This is a genomic window from Streptomyces erythrochromogenes, assembly GCF_040684695.1.
Lineage (GTDB): Bacteria > Actinomycetota > Actinomycetes > Streptomycetales > Streptomycetaceae > Streptomyces > Streptomyces erythrochromogenes_C.
The window spans coordinates 78,960-93,516 of record NZ_JBFBGM010000030.1 but is presented as its reverse complement, the minus strand read 5'-3'; the positions used below and the strand labels follow the sequence as shown (position 1 = coordinate 93,516).

The 14,557-nt window shown below is 72.6% G+C and carries 15 protein-coding genes; 5 read left to right on the top strand and 10 right to left on the bottom strand.

Going from position 1 to position 14,557, the window contains the following annotated elements; all coding sequences use genetic code 11:
• Positions 1-82: 82 nt before the first annotated feature.
• Positions 83-952 (bottom strand): 3-methyl-2-oxobutanoate hydroxymethyltransferase, encoded by an 870-nt coding sequence (panB, locus tag AB0O53_RS32415; RefSeq protein ID WP_328740151.1) that lies wholly within the window; start codon positions 950-952, stop codon positions 83-85.
• A 288-nt stretch (positions 953-1,240) separates the two neighbouring features.
• Here panB and AB0O53_RS32410 point away from each other — a divergent pair, with 288 nt between their 5' ends.
• The gene (locus AB0O53_RS32410; protein ID WP_351001190.1) at positions 1,241-2,269 is read left to right on the top strand and encodes an endonuclease/exonuclease/phosphatase family protein; all 1,029 of its coding nucleotides are present in this window, start codon (positions 1,241-1,243) and stop codon (positions 2,267-2,269) included.
• 82 nt (positions 2,270-2,351) lie between these two features.
• On the opposite strand, the gene AB0O53_RS32405 is transcribed toward AB0O53_RS32410, so the two are convergent.
• The 4 genes from AB0O53_RS32405 to AB0O53_RS32390 all read right to left on the bottom strand — a co-directional run bounded on the left by AB0O53_RS32405 (position 2,352) and on the right by AB0O53_RS32390 (position 7,655).
• Positions 2,352-4,106 (bottom strand): NAD+ synthase, encoded by a 1,755-nt coding sequence (locus AB0O53_RS32405; protein ID WP_365200381.1) that lies wholly within the window; start codon positions 4,104-4,106, stop codon positions 2,352-2,354.
• 51 nt (positions 4,107-4,157) lie between these two features.
• Complete coding sequence (locus tag AB0O53_RS32400) at positions 4,158-5,465, bottom strand: DUF4190 domain-containing protein (protein WP_365200379.1); 1,308 nt, start codon at positions 5,463-5,465, stop codon at positions 4,158-4,160.
• A 114-nt stretch (positions 5,466-5,579) separates the two neighbouring features.
• Complete coding sequence (locus AB0O53_RS32395; protein WP_365200377.1) at positions 5,580-7,169, bottom strand: multicopper oxidase family protein; 1,590 nt, start codon at positions 7,167-7,169, stop codon at positions 5,580-5,582.
• Between the two features lie 102 nt (positions 7,170-7,271).
• Positions 7,272-7,655, bottom strand: a complete 384-nt coding sequence (locus tag AB0O53_RS32390; RefSeq protein ID WP_365200374.1) for a hypothetical protein — start codon at positions 7,653-7,655, stop codon at positions 7,272-7,274.
• 75 nt (positions 7,656-7,730) lie between these two features.
• Here AB0O53_RS32390 and AB0O53_RS32385 point away from each other — a divergent pair, with 75 nt between their 5' ends.
• Both AB0O53_RS32385 and AB0O53_RS32380 read left to right on the top strand, forming a co-directional pair.
• Positions 7,731-8,432, top strand: a complete 702-nt coding sequence (locus tag AB0O53_RS32385) for a DUF998 domain-containing protein (RefSeq protein ID WP_351001204.1) — start codon at positions 7,731-7,733, stop codon at positions 8,430-8,432.
• A complete protein-coding gene (locus AB0O53_RS32380) occupies positions 8,429-9,430 on the top strand; it encodes an alpha/beta fold hydrolase (protein WP_351001207.1) in 1,002 nt (333 codons plus the stop codon). The genes AB0O53_RS32385 and AB0O53_RS32380 overlap by 4 nt, the downstream gene beginning before the upstream one ends.
• A gap of 16 nt (positions 9,431-9,446) precedes the next feature.
• Here AB0O53_RS32380 and AB0O53_RS32375 read toward each other — a convergent pair whose 3' ends face one another.
• The 4 genes from AB0O53_RS32375 to AB0O53_RS32360 all read right to left on the bottom strand — a co-directional run bounded on the left by AB0O53_RS32375 (position 9,447) and on the right by AB0O53_RS32360 (position 11,912).
• The gene (locus AB0O53_RS32375; RefSeq protein ID WP_351001210.1) at positions 9,447-9,866 is read right to left on the bottom strand and encodes a CBS domain-containing protein; all 420 of its coding nucleotides are present in this window, start codon (positions 9,864-9,866) and stop codon (positions 9,447-9,449) included.
• A 194-nt stretch (positions 9,867-10,060) separates the two neighbouring features.
• A complete protein-coding gene (locus AB0O53_RS32370; protein ID WP_351001212.1) occupies positions 10,061-10,738 on the bottom strand; it encodes a DUF305 domain-containing protein in 678 nt (225 codons plus the stop codon).
• Positions 10,735-11,436: a thioredoxin-like domain-containing protein gene (locus AB0O53_RS32365; RefSeq protein ID WP_381897745.1), complete on the bottom strand. Its 702-nt coding sequence runs from the start codon at positions 11,434-11,436 to the stop codon at positions 10,735-10,737. The genes AB0O53_RS32370 and AB0O53_RS32365 overlap by 4 nt, the downstream gene beginning before the upstream one ends.
• Before the next feature lie 56 nt (positions 11,437-11,492).
• Positions 11,493-11,912 (bottom strand): hypothetical protein, encoded by a 420-nt coding sequence (locus AB0O53_RS32360; protein WP_365200370.1) that lies wholly within the window; start codon positions 11,910-11,912, stop codon positions 11,493-11,495.
• 172 nt (positions 11,913-12,084) lie between these two features.
• On the opposite strand from AB0O53_RS32360, the gene AB0O53_RS32355 reads away from it, so the two are divergent.
• Positions 12,085-13,446 (top strand): glutamine synthetase family protein, encoded by a 1,362-nt coding sequence (locus tag AB0O53_RS32355; protein WP_007263785.1) that lies wholly within the window; start codon positions 12,085-12,087, stop codon positions 13,444-13,446.
• Positions 13,447-13,567: 121 nt separating this feature from the next.
• Here AB0O53_RS32355 and soxR read toward each other — a convergent pair whose 3' ends face one another.
• Positions 13,568-14,032: a redox-sensitive transcriptional activator SoxR gene (gene soxR, locus AB0O53_RS32350; RefSeq protein WP_351001220.1), complete on the bottom strand. Its 465-nt coding sequence runs from the start codon at positions 14,030-14,032 to the stop codon at positions 13,568-13,570.
• 96 nt (positions 14,033-14,128) lie between these two features.
• Between soxR and fdxA the strand changes: the two genes are divergently transcribed.
• Entirely contained in the window at positions 14,129-14,452 is a 324-nt protein-coding gene (gene fdxA / locus AB0O53_RS32345) for a ferredoxin (RefSeq protein WP_351001223.1), read from the top strand.
• The last annotated feature ends 105 nt before the right edge of the window (positions 14,453-14,557 follow it).

The window sequence follows — 14,557 nt, the reverse complement described above, 5'->3', positions numbered from 1 at the left end:
GCGGGACCGGCCCAGGTCGGCCCAGGTCAGGGCCCGTGCCGGTGCCGCCGGTGCCGCCGGTGCCGCCGGTGCCGTGCCGGTGTCAGTGGAAGGCGTGCTCCGCCTGCGGGAAGGTTCCGCCGACGACGTCCTCGGCGAAGGCCTTCGCCGCGTCCGTCATCGTCTCGCGGAGCTTCGCGTACTGCTTGACGAACTTCGGCATCTTCCCGCCGGTCAGGCCCATCATGTCGGTCCACACCAGGACCTGGGCGTCGCACTCCGCGCCCGCGCCGATGCCGACCGTCGGGATGTGCAGGGACCGGGTGACCTCGGCGGCCAGCTCGGCCGGGACGAGCTCCAGCACCACCGCGAACGCGCCCGCGTCCTGCGCGGCCTTCGCGTCGCGCAGCAGCTGGTGCGCGGCCTCGTCGCCGCGGCCCTGGACCCGGTAACCCATGGCGTTGACCGACTGCGGGGTCAGCCCCAGGTGGGACATGACGGGGATGCCCGACTGCACGATCAGCTCCGTCTGGGCCAGCGACCGCTCGCCGCCCTCCAGCTTCACGGCGCCCACTCCGGCCTCCTTGACCAGGCGGGTCGCGCTGCGCAGCGCCTGCACGGCGCCTTCCTGGTACGAGCCGAACGGCATGTCCCCGATGACCAGCGCACGGCTGGTGCCGCGCACGACGGCCGCCGAGAGCATGGTCATGTGGTCCATCGTCACCGGGACGGTGGAGTCGAAGCCGAGGTGGCAATTGCCCATCGAGTCGCCGACGAGGATGACCGGGATGCCGGACTCGTCGAAGACGGACGCGGTCATCGCGTCGTAGGCGGTGAGCATGGGCCACTTCTCGCCGCGTTCCTTGGCGAGGGTCAGGTCGCGGACGGTGATGCGCCGGGTGCCCGTGCCTCCGTACAGGGTGGGGGAGGCCGCGGCTGCGGGTTCGCGGGCAGGCGAAACGGCATGCGTCATTGCAACTGCTCCTTGTGTCATCTCGAGGCACCCTCACGGTGTCCCCGGACTCACCCACCATGGTGGCATCCCCGGGGCCGTGGGCGGAAGTGGTGCGGGCGGCCCGCCGGACCGGGTACGCCAATGTGCGCGTTTCGTGACAAGCGGAACCCGCTGCGTACGGCCGTTCGTCCTCCCGGACGTACGACCGTGACAGACGGTCGTGACGTACGGCACGGAAGGCTCCGCTTCATCGCCTAGGGTCAAGGGGCGGGGACGGAGCGCGAGCACGGCAGTGAGGGCAGCGGCATGGCACAGGCGTACAGGACGGAATCGGGGAACGGCGGCTCGGAGCACGAGCACTCCGAGCCCCGCTTCCGGCGCCGGCTGGCCGAGCTGCGCAGGGATCCGGGCATCTGGCGGCGGGGCCTGGTCCTGGCCGCGATCGCCGTCCTGCTGTCACTGGTCATGATCTTCCACGCCGACCTGCCCAACGACGTGGGCAACCTCGGCAGCCTCACCGAGACCTTCCTGCCGTGGCTGGGCCTGGCCGTTCCGCTTCTGGTGGCGGGAGCCGTCTTCCGCCGGTCGGCGACCGCGCTGATCGCGGTCGTGCTGCCCGCGGTGGTCTGGCTGAACCTCTTCGGCGGACTGGTCTTCGACAAGTCCGGCACCGGCGGCGACCTCGTCGTCGCCACCCACAACGTCGACGCCGACAACCCGGACCCGCGCGGCACCGCCGAGTCGGTCGCCCGCTCCGGCGCCGACGTCCTGGCCCTCACCGAGCTCAAGGGCAGCGTCGTCCCCGTCTACGAAAAGGCCCTGGCGAGCACGTACAAGTACCACTCGGTCGAGGGCACCGTCGGCCTGTGGAGCAAGTACCCGCTGAGCGGCAGCGCGCCCGTGGACATCCGGATGGGTTGGACCCGGGCCATGCGGGCCACCGTCGCCACCCCGCAGGGCGAGGTCGCGGCCTTCGTCGCCCACCTGCCCTCGGTCCGGGTCAAGCTGAACGCGGGCTTCACCGCCAACCAGCGCGACGACAGCGCCGACGCGCTGGGCGCGGCGCTCGCCGCCGAACCCCTGAAGAAGGTCCTCCTCCTCGGCGACCTCAACGGCACCATGAACGACCGCGCCCTGTCCGAGGTGACCTCGCAGATGCGCTCCACCCAGGGCGCGGCGGGCGACGGCTTCGGCTTCAGCTGGCCGGCGCAGTTCCCGATGGCCCGCATCGACCAGATCATGGTCCGCGGGATCCGGCCGGAGGCCTCCTGGACCCTGCCCCGCACGGGCAGCGACCACCTGCCGGTCGCCGCGCGGGTGACGGTGAACAAGTAGCGGCGCTCCCGCACGCGGAACCGGAGAGACGCGGAGGGGCCCCACCGGTGGCGGTGGGGCCCTTCCGCGGTGCGCTCAGGGCTCAGGCCCGCTCGCGCCAGCCGTTGGTGATGGGCAGCCTGCGGTCCTTGCCGAAGCCCTTCGCGGAGATCTTGGTGCCCGGCGGGTACTGGCGGCGCTTGTACTCGGCCGTGTCGACCATCCGCAGGGTCTTCGCGACCAGCTCGGCGTCGAAACCGGCCGCCACGATCTCCTCCAGGCCCTGGTCCCGGTCCACGTAGAGGGCGAGGACCGCGTCGAGCACCGGGTAGTCCGGCAGCGAGTCGGTGTCCACCTGTCCGGGGCGCAGCTCGGCGCTCGGCGGCTTCACGATCGAGTTCTCCGGGATCGGAGGGGTCTCGCCGCGCTCGGCCGCCGCGCGGTTGCGGTAGCGGGCGAGCCGGAAGACGTCGCTCTTGTAGACGTCCTTGATCGGGCCGTACGCGCCGACCGAGTCGCCGTACAGGGTGGAGTAGCCGACGGCCAGCTCCGACTTGTTGCCGGGGGCCAGCACGATGTGGCCCTCCTGGTTGGACAGGGCCATCAGCAGGGTGCCGCGCAGCCGGGACTGGAGGTTCTCCTCGGCCAGGCCGGTGAGGCCGAGCGAGCCCATGTAGGCGTCGAACATCGGCTCGATGGGCACGGTCCGGAAGTTCAGGCCGGTGCGTTCGGCCAGGTCGGCCGCGTCGCCCCTGGAGTGGTCCGAGGAGTACTTCGAGGGCATCGAGACGCCGTACACGTTCTGCGCGCCGATCGCGTCGCAGGCGATGGCGGCGACGAGCGCGGAGTCGATGCCTCCGGAGAGCCCGACCAGGACGGATCGGAATCCGTTCTTCCGTACGTACGCGCGCAGGCCCACGACCAGCGCGTCATAGACCTCCTCGTCGTCGTCGAGCCGGTCGGCATAGCCGCCGGTCACGACCGGCTCGTACGGCTCCACCGGCTCCTCGGACAGGACCACGCGGTCGATGCGCAGCCCGTCGTCCACCACGCCCTCGGGGGCGTCGGGGCGGGCGGCCGGCAGGTCGAGGTCGACCAGGACGCAGCCCTCGGAGAACTGCGGGGCGCGGGCAACGACCTCGCCGTCGGCGCCGACGACGATCGAGTCGCCGTCGAAGACCAGCTCGTCCTGGCCGCCGATCATCGCCAGGTAGGCGAGGGTGCAGCCGGCCTCCTGGGCGCGCTTCTGCACCAGTTCGAGGCGTACGTCGTCCTTGTTGCGCTCGTACGGGGAGGCGTTGATCGAGACCAGCAGCCCGGCCCCGGCGGAGCGGGTGGCCGGGACCCGGCCGCCCTCCTGCCAGAGGTCCTCGCAGATGGCCAGGGCCACGTCGACGCCGCGCACCCGGATCACCGGCTGGGTGTCGCCCGGCACGAAGTACCGGAACTCGTCGAACACGCCGTAGTTGGGGAGGTGGTGCTTGGCGAAGCGCAGCACCACCCGGCCGCGGTGCAGGACGGCCGCCGCGTTCTCCGGGGAGCCGGCCGGGCGCCCGAGGCGGGGCGTCGCCTTCTCCGTCCGGTCGAGGTAGCCGACGACGACCGGCAGTTCGCCGAAGCCCTCGGCGGCCAGCCGCTCCGCGAGGCCGCGCAGTGCGGCGCGGGAGGCCTCGACGAAGGAGCTGCGCAGGGCGAGGTCCTCGACGGGGTACCCGGTCAGCATCATCTCGGGGAACGCCACCAGGTGGGCGCCCTGCTCGGCGGAGTGCCGGGTCCAGTGGACGACCGAGTCGGCGTTCGCGGCGATGTCGCCGACGTGCGAGTCGATCTGATTCAGAGCGAGGCGTAGTTGAGGCACGGGGCCCAGTTTAATCGTCTTTCTGACGCGATGTCCTGGGCCCCGGGCGCGTCAGCCGATCGGACCGGCGTACTTCACGTCGTCGAGCAGGGTTCCGGCGGCGATGTCCGCGGTGAGGTTCTTGGTGCCCTCGGGGATCTCGAACGCCACGACGCCGCTGGCGGATTCGCCCGGCAGGATCGATCCCTTCACCATCTTCGGGACGGTGGTGCCGCCGCCGCTGTCGAAGACCATCTCGGCGGTCATGCCCTTGTCGTCGCGGACGTTGGGCACGGCGTAGATGACCTCGTGCGGCGCGGACGAGCCGTTGGTGATGGTGATCGTGATCTGGACCGCGTTCTTGACCTGCTCGCGGGCGATGATGCCCTTCGGCTCGTACTTCGTCGGCTTCGACAGGCTCACCTTGACCCCGTTCGGGTAGGTGAAGGTCTCGCCGAACTGCAGCGCGCTCGTCAGGCCGGGGACCTGGGAGGGCGACGGGGCCTTGGACACCGACGGCCAGGGTTCGCCGCTGGGGAACGGGCCGTCCAGCTCCGGGTCGTACGCGTCGAAGTCGTCGACGCCCGCCTCGATGCGGTCGGTGGTGCGGTCGATGACGGCGGCGGTCAGGAAGAAGCCGCCGACCGAGGCGAGGATGCCCGCACCGGCGAGCACGGTGCCGATGACGGCCATCGTCTTGTTCGGGGCGCCCTTGTTGGCGCGCACGATGGCGCCGATGCCCAGGCCCACGCCGGTCACGGCGAGGATGCCGCCGAGCCAGAACAGGAACGGCACGAAGCCGAGGACGAGGCCGAAACCGCCGACGATCAGGGCGGCGACGGCCAGGCCGTTCGTGGCGTTGGCGGGCTGCGGGTAGCCGCCGTACGGGGCGGAGCCGTAGCCGTAGCCGTAGTCGTGGGCGTAGCCGGGAACGGGCTGCCCCCACGGGTCGGTGGGGGCGGCGGGAGCGCCCGGGACGCCGTACGGCGCGGCGGGGTCGCCGGGAGCCGCCGGTCCGGGGGAGGGCGGGGCGAACGCCGAGGGGGCCGCGGCCGGGGCCGGGGCGGGTTCGGCGGCAGGGGCCTCGGCGGCGGGTGCGGGTGCCTCGGGTGCGGGTGCGGGTGCGTGCGCGGGTGTCTCCGTGGCCGGAGCCTTGGCGGCCGGAGCGGCCTCGGGGGCTGCCTCCGGAGCCGTTTCGGGGGCAGCCGGGGCCGCCTCCGGGGCCTCCGCCGCCGCCCCGGCCGGTTCGGCTGCCTGGTTCTTTTCGAGCGAGAGGGGCTGGGCGGGCGCCGGTATCGGGGCCGTCTCCGGAACGGGCGTGCCCGCCGGTTCCGTCGGCGGGCCGGAGGGGGTGCTGGGCGGGTTCGGCGGGGTGGTCATACCGGCGGAGGCGTCCTTTGTCGCGGCTGTCGTGATCAGAGCAAGGGTGCCATGCCGGTGGCGAACGCCCTTCCGAATTCCCGCCCGCTCGCGGTGGGGGCCGGCCCGCGCCCCCTAGAGCTGGTAGCCGAGGACCGTCATCATCCCGGACTCCGAGTGGTAGACGTTGTGGCAGTGCGTCATCCACAGCCCCGGGTTGTCGGCGTCGAAGTCCGCCGTCAGCCGCCCGCCCGGCAGGACGATCGCAGTGTCCTTGCGCGCCCCGCCGGGCTCCGTGCCCAGCGCGAAGGTGTGCCCGTGCAGGTGCACCGGATGCCACATCGGGGTCGCGTTGCGGAACTCCAGCCGGACCCGCTCGCCCGCCTTGACCGGATGCCGCTGGTCCGGCGTGTACGGAGTGCCGTCGAAGGCCCAGTTGTAGCGGCTCATGGAGCCCGTCAGCCGGATCTGCAGCGTACGGTCCGGCTCGCGCCGCGCCAGTACGGCCGCACCGGCGGCCCGCAGCGCGTCCGCCATGAGCGGGCGTGCCTCCAGCTCGGCCGGGCGGGTCGCCGCCGTGGGGGCCGTGCCCGTCCCGGTGCGCAGTACCGCGAGCGCCGACCCGTCCTTGCCCTCCGCCAGCGCGGTGAGCGGGAACACCCCGTCCTGCGCGGTGACCAGGACGTCGTAGCGCTCGCCCATGCCCAGCAGCAGCGAACGCGCCGTGGCGTGCTCGACCGGGAAGCCGTCGGTGTGGGTGACCGTCAGCTCGTGGCCGCCGAGGGCGATCCGGAAGGCCGTGTCCCCGCCGGCGTTGACGATGCGCAGCCGGATCCGGTCCCCGGGGCGTGCCGTGAAGACCGAAGGGTCCTCCGGGACCCGCCCGTTGACCAGGTAGTGCGGGTAGACGACGTCGCCCGCGTCCTTGCCGAGCACGTCGCTCTCGCCGCCCATGTGCACGTACGTGCGGCCGTGGACGGCGCCGCCCGCGCCCCGGGTGCTCATGCCCTTGCGGAGCTCGGCGAGGACGGCGTCCGGAGTGGCCCCGTCCACCCCGTCGATCCAGTCGTCGAGGACCACCACCCACTCCTTGTCGTAGGAGAGCGGCTCCTTCGGGTCCTCGACGATGAGCGGCGCGTACAGGCCGCGGTCCTGCTGCACCCCGGTGTGCGGGTGGAACCAGTACGTCCCCGGGTGCGTGACGGCGAACTTGTACGCGAAGGACCCGCCCGGGGCGATGTCCCGCTGGGTCAGCCCCGGGACCCCGTCCATGTCGTTGCGCAGCGCGAGGCCGTGCCAGTGCAGGGAGGTCGCCTCGGGGAGGTTGTTGGCCAGGGTGAGGGAGAGGGTGCCGCCCGCGGTGGCGCGGACCTCCTGGCCCGGCAGCCGGTCGCCGTACGCCCAGGAGCGCACGGTGCGGCCGCCGCCGAGGTCGAGCGTGGTGGCGGTGGCGGTGACCTTGACCTCGGTGAGCGGTCCGGTGGCGCCGCGGGCGGCCTCGGCGGCCCGGACCTCGGGCCCGGCCGGGTCGACGTACCCCGCGGGCCCGTCGGCCTTCGGGCCGCCGTGGCGCATGGAGCCGTGGCCCGTACGGGTGTCCGCGGCGGAGCCCGGGGAGCCGGAGCCGGTGGAGCCCGCGGGACCGGAGCAGGCGGCGAGCAGCCCGGAGCCCACGGCGGCCGCGGCGGCGCCGAGTACGGAGCGGCGGGTGGGGAGACAGCGCAAGGGAACACCTCGGGGTGTGGGGTGGTGGACGCACGGGCGGGCGCGGTCCGGCGGCGCCCCGGGGAGATGCAGGGAGATGCGGGGGCGGTACCGGGGGCCTGCCTATATCCGCAGGACCGCCGGCCGGACGGGGAGATCGCGGGCGCCCGCGGCGGGGGCGGCGGCGGGGCAGCCGGATCCGGGACGGCCCGTTCCGGTTCCGGACATGGCCGACCGGGCGGCCCGCTCCGGCTCCGGAGCCGGTTCCCGGCCGGCTCCGCGTACCTGCGGCGGGGTGGCGGGGGTGTGGTGAGCGCCACCGCGCGCGGCCGCACCGGAAGCCCCTGCCGAGGCAACGCACCGGGCCGGGGACACGTCCTCCATGGCGTGGGGCCCGGCAGGACGGCCCGGGGACAGCAGGGCGACCGCGCCCAGCAGTACGGCGAGCAGCAGCGGGAGCAGCGGCGGCCGGGACCCCGGGGCAGCTCGCCGAGCACTGCGCGTCATGGCCGGAACCCTACCCGGGGTGGGTATCCGATCGGCGGAGGACCGACCCCGAGCTTGACTAGGATCAGTAACTTTATGTCCCCATATGGACTTACTCCGCGTACCGCCCGGCCGGTCGCCCTCCTGATCGGCCTCGCCGCCGCGGCGTACACCGCGTGGGTGCTCGAAGTCGTCGTCTCCACGGGTCTCAACCCCATCGAGACGTACGTCAGCGAACTCGCCGCCCAGGACCAGCCGCTCGGCGGCCTCTTCCGGGCCACCGACTTCACCGCCGGGATGCTCGCCTTCGCCGGCGGCCTGCTGGCCCTCGTACGGCTGCTGAAGTACGCCGAGTCCCGCCGTGCGTGGGCGGTGGCCGGCTGGGCCGGGGTCACCCTCTTCGGCGCGGCCACCGCGGCCGACGCCTGGCTCCCGCTGAGCTGCACGCCCACCGCGGACCCCGAATGCGCCGCCCGGGAGACCGCCGGGCTGGTCCCCGCCACCCACCAGGCCCATGCCGTCAGCAGCAGCCTCGCCATGACCGGGGCCCTGGTGGGACTGGTGGCCATGACCGTCGCGGCCCGCCGCTACGGCTGGTTCGCCCCGCTGGCCCGCTACGGCCCCGCGCTGGTCGTCATGGAACTGCTCGCCACCGCCTGGACGCTGTCGGCCATCGCGATGTTCACCGCGGGACGCGGCACGTGGGCACTCGGCGCCGGTCAGCGGCTCCAGGTCCTGCTCGTGGCACTCTGGCTGGGCCTGCTCGCCTACTCCGTCCACAAGGAACGCCGCACATGACCGCGCACGAGCCGCACGAGCCGAACGGGCCGAACGGGCCGCGTCAGTCCGACGGGCCGCACGAGCCGAACGGGCCGCACGAGCCGCCGTACCCGGGGGAGCGGGGCCCGGGGGAGCGGGGCCCGGGCCTGTTCCTGAACGTCGACGGGACCGCCCTCCACGTCGTCGTCGAGGGCCGCGGCCCCGTGTGCGTGCTCAGCGCCGGACTCGCCATGGCCTGGTTCGACTGGGACGCCGTCGCCGCGCAGCTCGTCGCCGCGGGCCGCACCGTCGTCCGCTTCGACCGGCCCGGACACGGCCTCAGCGCCCCCGCCGCCGCACCGCCCACCACCGCCGGGGAGGCCCACCGGATCGCCGGCCTCCTCGACGCGCTGGGACTCGGCGGGCCCGAGGCCGCCCCGGTCACCGTCGTCGGACACTCGATCGCCGCGTTCCACACCGAGGGCTTCGCCCGCCTGTACCCGGAGCGCACCGCCGCCCTGGTCCTCGTCGACGCCAGCGTCGAGGAGGATCCCCGTACGGTCCTGCCCCCCGCGCTGCGCACCGGCGCCGCCCGCGCCCTCGGCCGGGCCGTGACCGCCGTCGGGCTGCCGGCCGCACTGGGCCCCGCCGCCCGGCGCGCCACCGTACGCGCCTCCCGCACGGGCGGCGGCGACCCGGCCGCGCCGGACCTCGTACGCCGCTGCTACCGCACCGGCCGCGTCTGGCGCGGAGCCCTGCTGGAGAACTCCCGCTACCTGGACATGGCCGCCGAGCTGGCGGCGCTGAGCCGCACCCGCCCGCTGACCGCCCCCACCACCGTCCTCGCCGGTCACGACGGAACGTCCGGCCGCGGCGCGCTGCGCTGGCTGGGCCGCCAGGCCGACCTCGCCGACCGGCTCGGCGCCCGCTTCGAGGTCGCCGAGCCCGCCGGACACCTGGTCATGCTCGACCGCCCGGACCAGGTGGCCCGGACGGTCGTGGAGACGAGCGAGCGGGGGCGGCGCGACGCGCAGTGACGTGCGCGCGTGCCCGTCAGCGCCGGGCGTAGACCTTCTCGACGAAGCCCGCCAGCTGGTCCTCGGACAGGTGCTGGGCCAGATCGGCCTCGCTGATCATGCCGATCAGCTTCTTGTCCCTGATGACGGGCAGCCGCTTGATCTGGTGGCTCTCCATCTCGTCCAGCACGTCGGACACGTCCGCGCCGGCGTCGATCCAGCGCGGGGTGCCCTTGGCCATGTCCCCGCACGTCATCTTCGACGGGTCCAGGCCCTTGGCCACGCAGTTCACGACGATGTCGCGGTCGGTGATGATGCCGCACAAGCGCTCTTCGGTGTCGCTGATGGGCAGCGCACCCACATTGAGCCGGGCCATCAGCTCGGCGGCCCGGTCGAGGGTCTCGTGCGCCGGGATCCACTGGGCGCCGGGGTGCATGATGTCTGCGGCGGTGGTCATGACTGAACCTCCTGAGCACGCCGTTCACAGCCGGGTGCGGGCGCGCCCGGCCCGGCGTCCCCACCGGGATGCGGCCGTCCGGCCCACACCCCGCCTCCCCGACGGCCTGCCGATCCGACGGCCCGCGGACGGCGGCGGAGCACACGCCCGTACGGGTGAGAGGGCGCCTCCCACCACCGTACGAGCGTGTCCCGTCAGCCGCGCGGTGTGGCCCCGCGCTTCGCCAGCATGTCCGTCATCAGGGTGATCTCCGAGCGCTGCGCGTCGACCATGCCCTGCGCCAGCTCCCGCTCGACGGGGGTCACGCAACTCTGCACGCACCCCTCGGCCATCGTCACGCCGCCCTTGTGGTGGTCGGTCATGAGCTGCAGGAAGAGCACCTCCGCGTCGCGCCCCGAGGCGGCGCCGAGCTGCTCCAGCTCCTCCTTGGTGGCCATGCCGGGCATCAGCGCGCCGGGCTTGGCGGGGCCGTGCCCCGCGTGCCCGCCGTGGCCCGCCGAGCTCCCCATCCACGACATCGGCGGCTCGCCGGCCACCACCTTCGGCAGCCCCCACAGGTCCAGCCAGCCGAGCATCATGCCCCGCTGGTTGGCCTGGGTGTTGGCGATGTCGTAGGCGAGGGTGCGCACCGCCTCGTCCTGGGTGCGGTCCCGCACGATGAAGGACATCTCCACCGCCTGCTGGTGATGGACCGACATGTCCCGGGCGAAACCGGCGTCGGCGGAGTGCAGTCCCGGCGTACGGGGCTCCGTACGGGGGGCCGGCGCACCGGACCCCTTCGCCGCGGCGACCGTGGCCGCCGCGGCGAACAGCAGCGCCAGCAGCACGGCCGTGCCCGCGACCCAGTACGTACGGGGTATCGCGCGGCTCACTTGGCGGCCACGCCGCTGGTGCAGGCCGCGCCCGGCTCCGGCGTCTGCTCGCCCTGCACGTACTTGGTGAAGAACTGCGCCACCCGCGGGTCGTCCGCCTTGTCCACGGTCAGCTGCTTGCCCCACGCGCTGAGCATGATCGTGCCGGTCTGCTCCTTGACCGGGCTCATCAGCGTGTACGGGGTCTTGCCGACGGTCGCGGCGAGCTTGTCGACGTCGGCCGGGGCGGCCTTGTCGTTGTACGTCACCCAGACGGCGCCGTGCTCCAGCGAGTGGACGGCGTTCACCTCGGGCACCGGGTTCTTGTAGACGTCGCCGTTGCAGTTCATCCAGCGGGGGTGGTGGTCACCGCCGACCGGCGGGTTCATCTCGTACTTCACGGGGGTCTCGACGTGGTTGCGGCCGAGGTTCTTCACGTCCCAGAGCTGCTCGCCCTCGACCGGCTTCTTGCGGATCTCCTCCGCCTCCTTGCGGAGCTTCTCCGCGGCCGCCGCCTGCCGCTTCTCCTCCTGCTTCTGCTCCATCAGCACCCAGGTCCCGAAACCGACGAGACCGACGACGACGGCCGACGAGACGGTGATCGCGATCGCCTTGTTGCGCCGCTCCCGGGCCTTCTCGACGCGGCGCATCTCGGCTATCCGCGCCTGGCGGGAGTTCGGGTCGGTGTGCTGGGGGGTCCTAGCGGACTTGCTGGCCATGTGCCCTGGTTCCTTCTTCTGATGAGGGGGGTGGACGGAACGCGAAACCGGACCCGTCAGGTCCGCAGCACCTGGAGAACATGCAGGTCAGGGGCGCGCGCAAGCGTCTCGGGCGGCCGGACCCGTCCCGTCGGCGCCGTGAGCGTGCCGGGCGGCGTCCTGCCGCCGGGAACGGTCACGGCGGGCGGCGGCACGGGCAGCACGGCCGGGGTCACGTGCGCGAGGGGAGAGCAGCCGGGCAGGTCGTACGGGGACACGCAGACGGCGCGGGCCGTACCGTGCGCCCGCGCCTCGGCGGAGGCGGCGGAGGCATCTGCGGTGGAGGCGGCATCTGCGGTGGAGACGGAGTGCGGCTCGCCCGAGCGCGCACAGAGGAACAGCGCGCCGGCCAGCACGCCGAGGACCGTCAGCAGGACGGCACGCCGGAGTGCGGAACGTCCCTGACGCCCCCGCTGAACGTACTCCCGGCCCCCCATGGGCGCAGATGGTAATGCTCATGACCCGGCCGAGGTCAGTGCGGGGGTGCCGCGACCTTTCGCGGGTGCGTAATGTGGCGGAAACCACCACTGGCGATACTGAGCCGGCCCGAGTGCGCCGCGACCGGTCAGGCGGTGGTGCACAGGCCGTCTGAACTGCGAGGATGAAGGCATGGACAAGCAGCAGGAATTCGTCCTCCGGACGCTTGAGGAGCGCGACATCCGCTTCGTGCGCCTGTGGTTCACCGACGTACTGGGCTTCCTCAAGTCCGTCGCGGTCGCCCCCGCGGAGCTGGAGCAGGCCTTCGACGAGGGCATCGGCTTCGACGGCTCCGCCATCGAGGGCTTCGCACGGGTCTACGAGTCCGACATGATCGCCAAGCCGGATCCGGGCACGTTCCAGATACTGCCGTGGCGCGCCGAGGCCCCCGGGACCGCCCGCATGTTCTGCGACATCCTCATGCCGGACGGCTCCCCGTCCTTCGCGGACCCGCGCTACGTCCTCAAGCGCATCCTCGCCAAGACCTCCGACCTGGGCTTCACCTTCTACACCCACCCGGAGATCGAGTTCTTCCTGCTGAAGGACAAGCCGCTGGACGGCACCCGCCCGGTCCCGGCCGACAACTCCGGCTACTTCGACCACACCCCGCAGAACGTGGGCATGGACTTCCGCCGCCAGGCGATCACCATGCTCGAATCGATGGGCATCTCGGTGGAGTTCAGCCACCACGAGGGCGCCCCGGGACAGCAGGAGATCGACCTGCGCTACGCCGACGCCCTCTCGACGGCCGACAACATCATGACCTTCCGCCTGGTCATGAAGCAGGTCGCGCTGGAGCAGGGCGTGCAGGCCACCTTCATGCCGAAGCCGTTCTCGGAGTACCCGGGTTCGGGCATGCACACCCACCTCTCCCTCTTCGAGGGCGACCGCAACGCCTTCTACGAGTCGGGCGCCGAGTACCAGCTCTCGAAGGTCGGCCGCTCCTTCATCGCGGGCCTGCTGCGGCACGCAGCCGAGACGGCCGCGGTCACCAACCAGTGGGTCAACTCCTACAAGCGCATCTGGGGCGGCTCCTCGCGCACGGCAGGCTCGGGCGGCGAGGCCCCCTCGTACATCTGCTGGGGCCACAACAACCGCTCGGCCCTGATCCGCGTCCCGATGTACAAGCCGGGCAAGACGGGCTCCTCCCGCGTCGAGGTCCGCTCGATCGACTCGGGCGCCAACCCGTACCTCACGTACGCGGTCCTCCTGGCGGCCGGCCTCAAGGGCATCGAGGAGGGCTACGAACTCCCGGCGGGCGCCGACGACGACGTCTGGGCCCTCTCCGACGCCGAACGCCGCGCGATGGGCATCGAACCCCTCCCGCAGAACCTCGGCGAGGCCATCTCCCTGATGGAACGCAGCGAACTGGTCGCCGAAACCCTCGGCGAGCACGTCTTCGACTTCTTCCTCCGCAACAAGAAGCAGGAGTGGGAGGAGTACCGCTCGGAGGTCACGGCCTTCGAACTCCGCAAGAACCTCCCGGTCCTGTAGCAGCAGAACGACCGGCTACTCCGGGCCGGCGGTCATCGACCGCCGGCCCGGAGCCGTCTCGGGCCGGGGGAGCCGTGTGCTGGTCCGGCAAGATCCGGGAGAGAGCCGGCCCCGGGACCCCTTACAGGCGTCGGGCTCCGGCGCCGTCCTCGGCGAGTGTGTCGCCCGGGTTCAGCAGGGCGCAGGCCTTCATCGAGAGGCAGCCGCAGCCGATGCACCCCGTGAGTTCGGCCTCGAGTCGTTCGATGGTCTGCCGGCGCTCCTCCAGACGGCGCTTCCAGCCGCGCGAGGCGCGCTGCCACTCCTGGTGGCTCGGCGGCCGGTCGAGCGGTACGTCGACGAACGCCTCCCGGAGGTCCTGCAGCGGGATGCCGATCCGTTTCGCCACCGAGATCAGGGCGATCCGGCGCAGCATGTGCCGGGGGTAGCGGCGCTGGTTGCGCTCGTCGCGTTCGGACGCGATCAGGCCGAGTTCCTCGTAGAACCGCAGGGCGGACACCGCCGCCCCGGTCCGCGCGCTGACCTCGCCGATGCCCAGCCAGTCGTCCGGGGTGGCCCTGGCGTCGCCGGGCTGATGCGTCGTCATGCACTGCCTTCCTCTTGACCTCAAGTCAACTTGAGCACCTACGGTCGGCTACGCCAGAGCGGCAAGCAGCACCGAACCGGAGAGGACGGCAGCCCGATGACATTCGTGATCGCCCTGCCCTGTGTGGATGTCAAGGACAAGGCGTGCCTGGACGAGTGCCCCGTCGACTGCATCTACGAGGGGGAGCGGATGCTCTACATCCACCCCGACGAGTGCATCGACTGCGGCGGCTGCGAGCCGGCCTGCCCGGTCGAGGCGATCTACTTCGAGGACGACACCCCAGAGCCGTGGCAGCAGTTCAACGCGGCGAACGCCGAGTTCTTCACCGACCTCGGCTCCCCCGGCGGCAGTGCGAAGCTCGGCCTGATCGAGAGGGACCATCCGATGGTGGCGGCGCTGCCGGTCCAGGACAGCGTCTGACCCACCGGGGGCGCCAGGCCTCTGTTCCAGGCCCGGCAACCTGACCGAGCTCCTGACGATGTTCCGGTCGTGGGCCGGAGAGAGCCCCTCAGCCGGCGGCGGGGG

Coding starts and splice junctions, on each gene's coding strand:
- panB (WP_328740151.1), bottom strand. CDS start 952: ATGACGCATGCCGTTTCGCCTGCCCGCGAACCCGCAGCCGCGGCCTCC.
- AB0O53_RS32410 (WP_351001190.1), top strand. CDS start 1,241: ATGGCACAGGCGTACAGGACGGAATCGGGGAACGGCGGCTCGGAGCAC.
- AB0O53_RS32400 (WP_365200379.1), bottom strand. CDS start 5,465: ATGACCACCCCGCCGAACCCGCCCAGCACCCCCTCCGGCCCGCCGACG.
- AB0O53_RS32390 (WP_365200374.1), bottom strand. CDS start 7,655: ATGACGCGCAGTGCTCGGCGAGCTGCCCCGGGGTCCCGGCCGCCGCTG.
- AB0O53_RS32385 (WP_351001204.1), top strand. CDS start 7,731: ATGTCCCCATATGGACTTACTCCGCGTACCGCCCGGCCGGTCGCCCTC.
- AB0O53_RS32380 (WP_351001207.1), top strand. CDS start 8,429: ATGACCGCGCACGAGCCGCACGAGCCGAACGGGCCGAACGGGCCGCGT.
- AB0O53_RS32375 (WP_351001210.1), bottom strand. CDS start 9,866: ATGACCACCGCCGCAGACATCATGCACCCCGGCGCCCAGTGGATCCCG.
- AB0O53_RS32365 (WP_381897745.1), bottom strand. CDS start 11,436: ATGGCCAGCAAGTCCGCTAGGACCCCCCAGCACACCGACCCGAACTCC.
- AB0O53_RS32360 (WP_365200370.1), bottom strand. CDS start 11,912: ATGGGGGGCCGGGAGTACGTTCAGCGGGGGCGTCAGGGACGTTCCGCA.
- AB0O53_RS32355 (WP_007263785.1), top strand. CDS start 12,085: ATGGACAAGCAGCAGGAATTCGTCCTCCGGACGCTTGAGGAGCGCGAC.
- soxR (WP_351001220.1), bottom strand. CDS start 14,032: ATGACGACGCATCAGCCCGGCGACGCCAGGGCCACCCCGGACGACTGG.
- fdxA (WP_351001223.1), top strand. CDS start 14,129: ATGACATTCGTGATCGCCCTGCCCTGTGTGGATGTCAAGGACAAGGCG.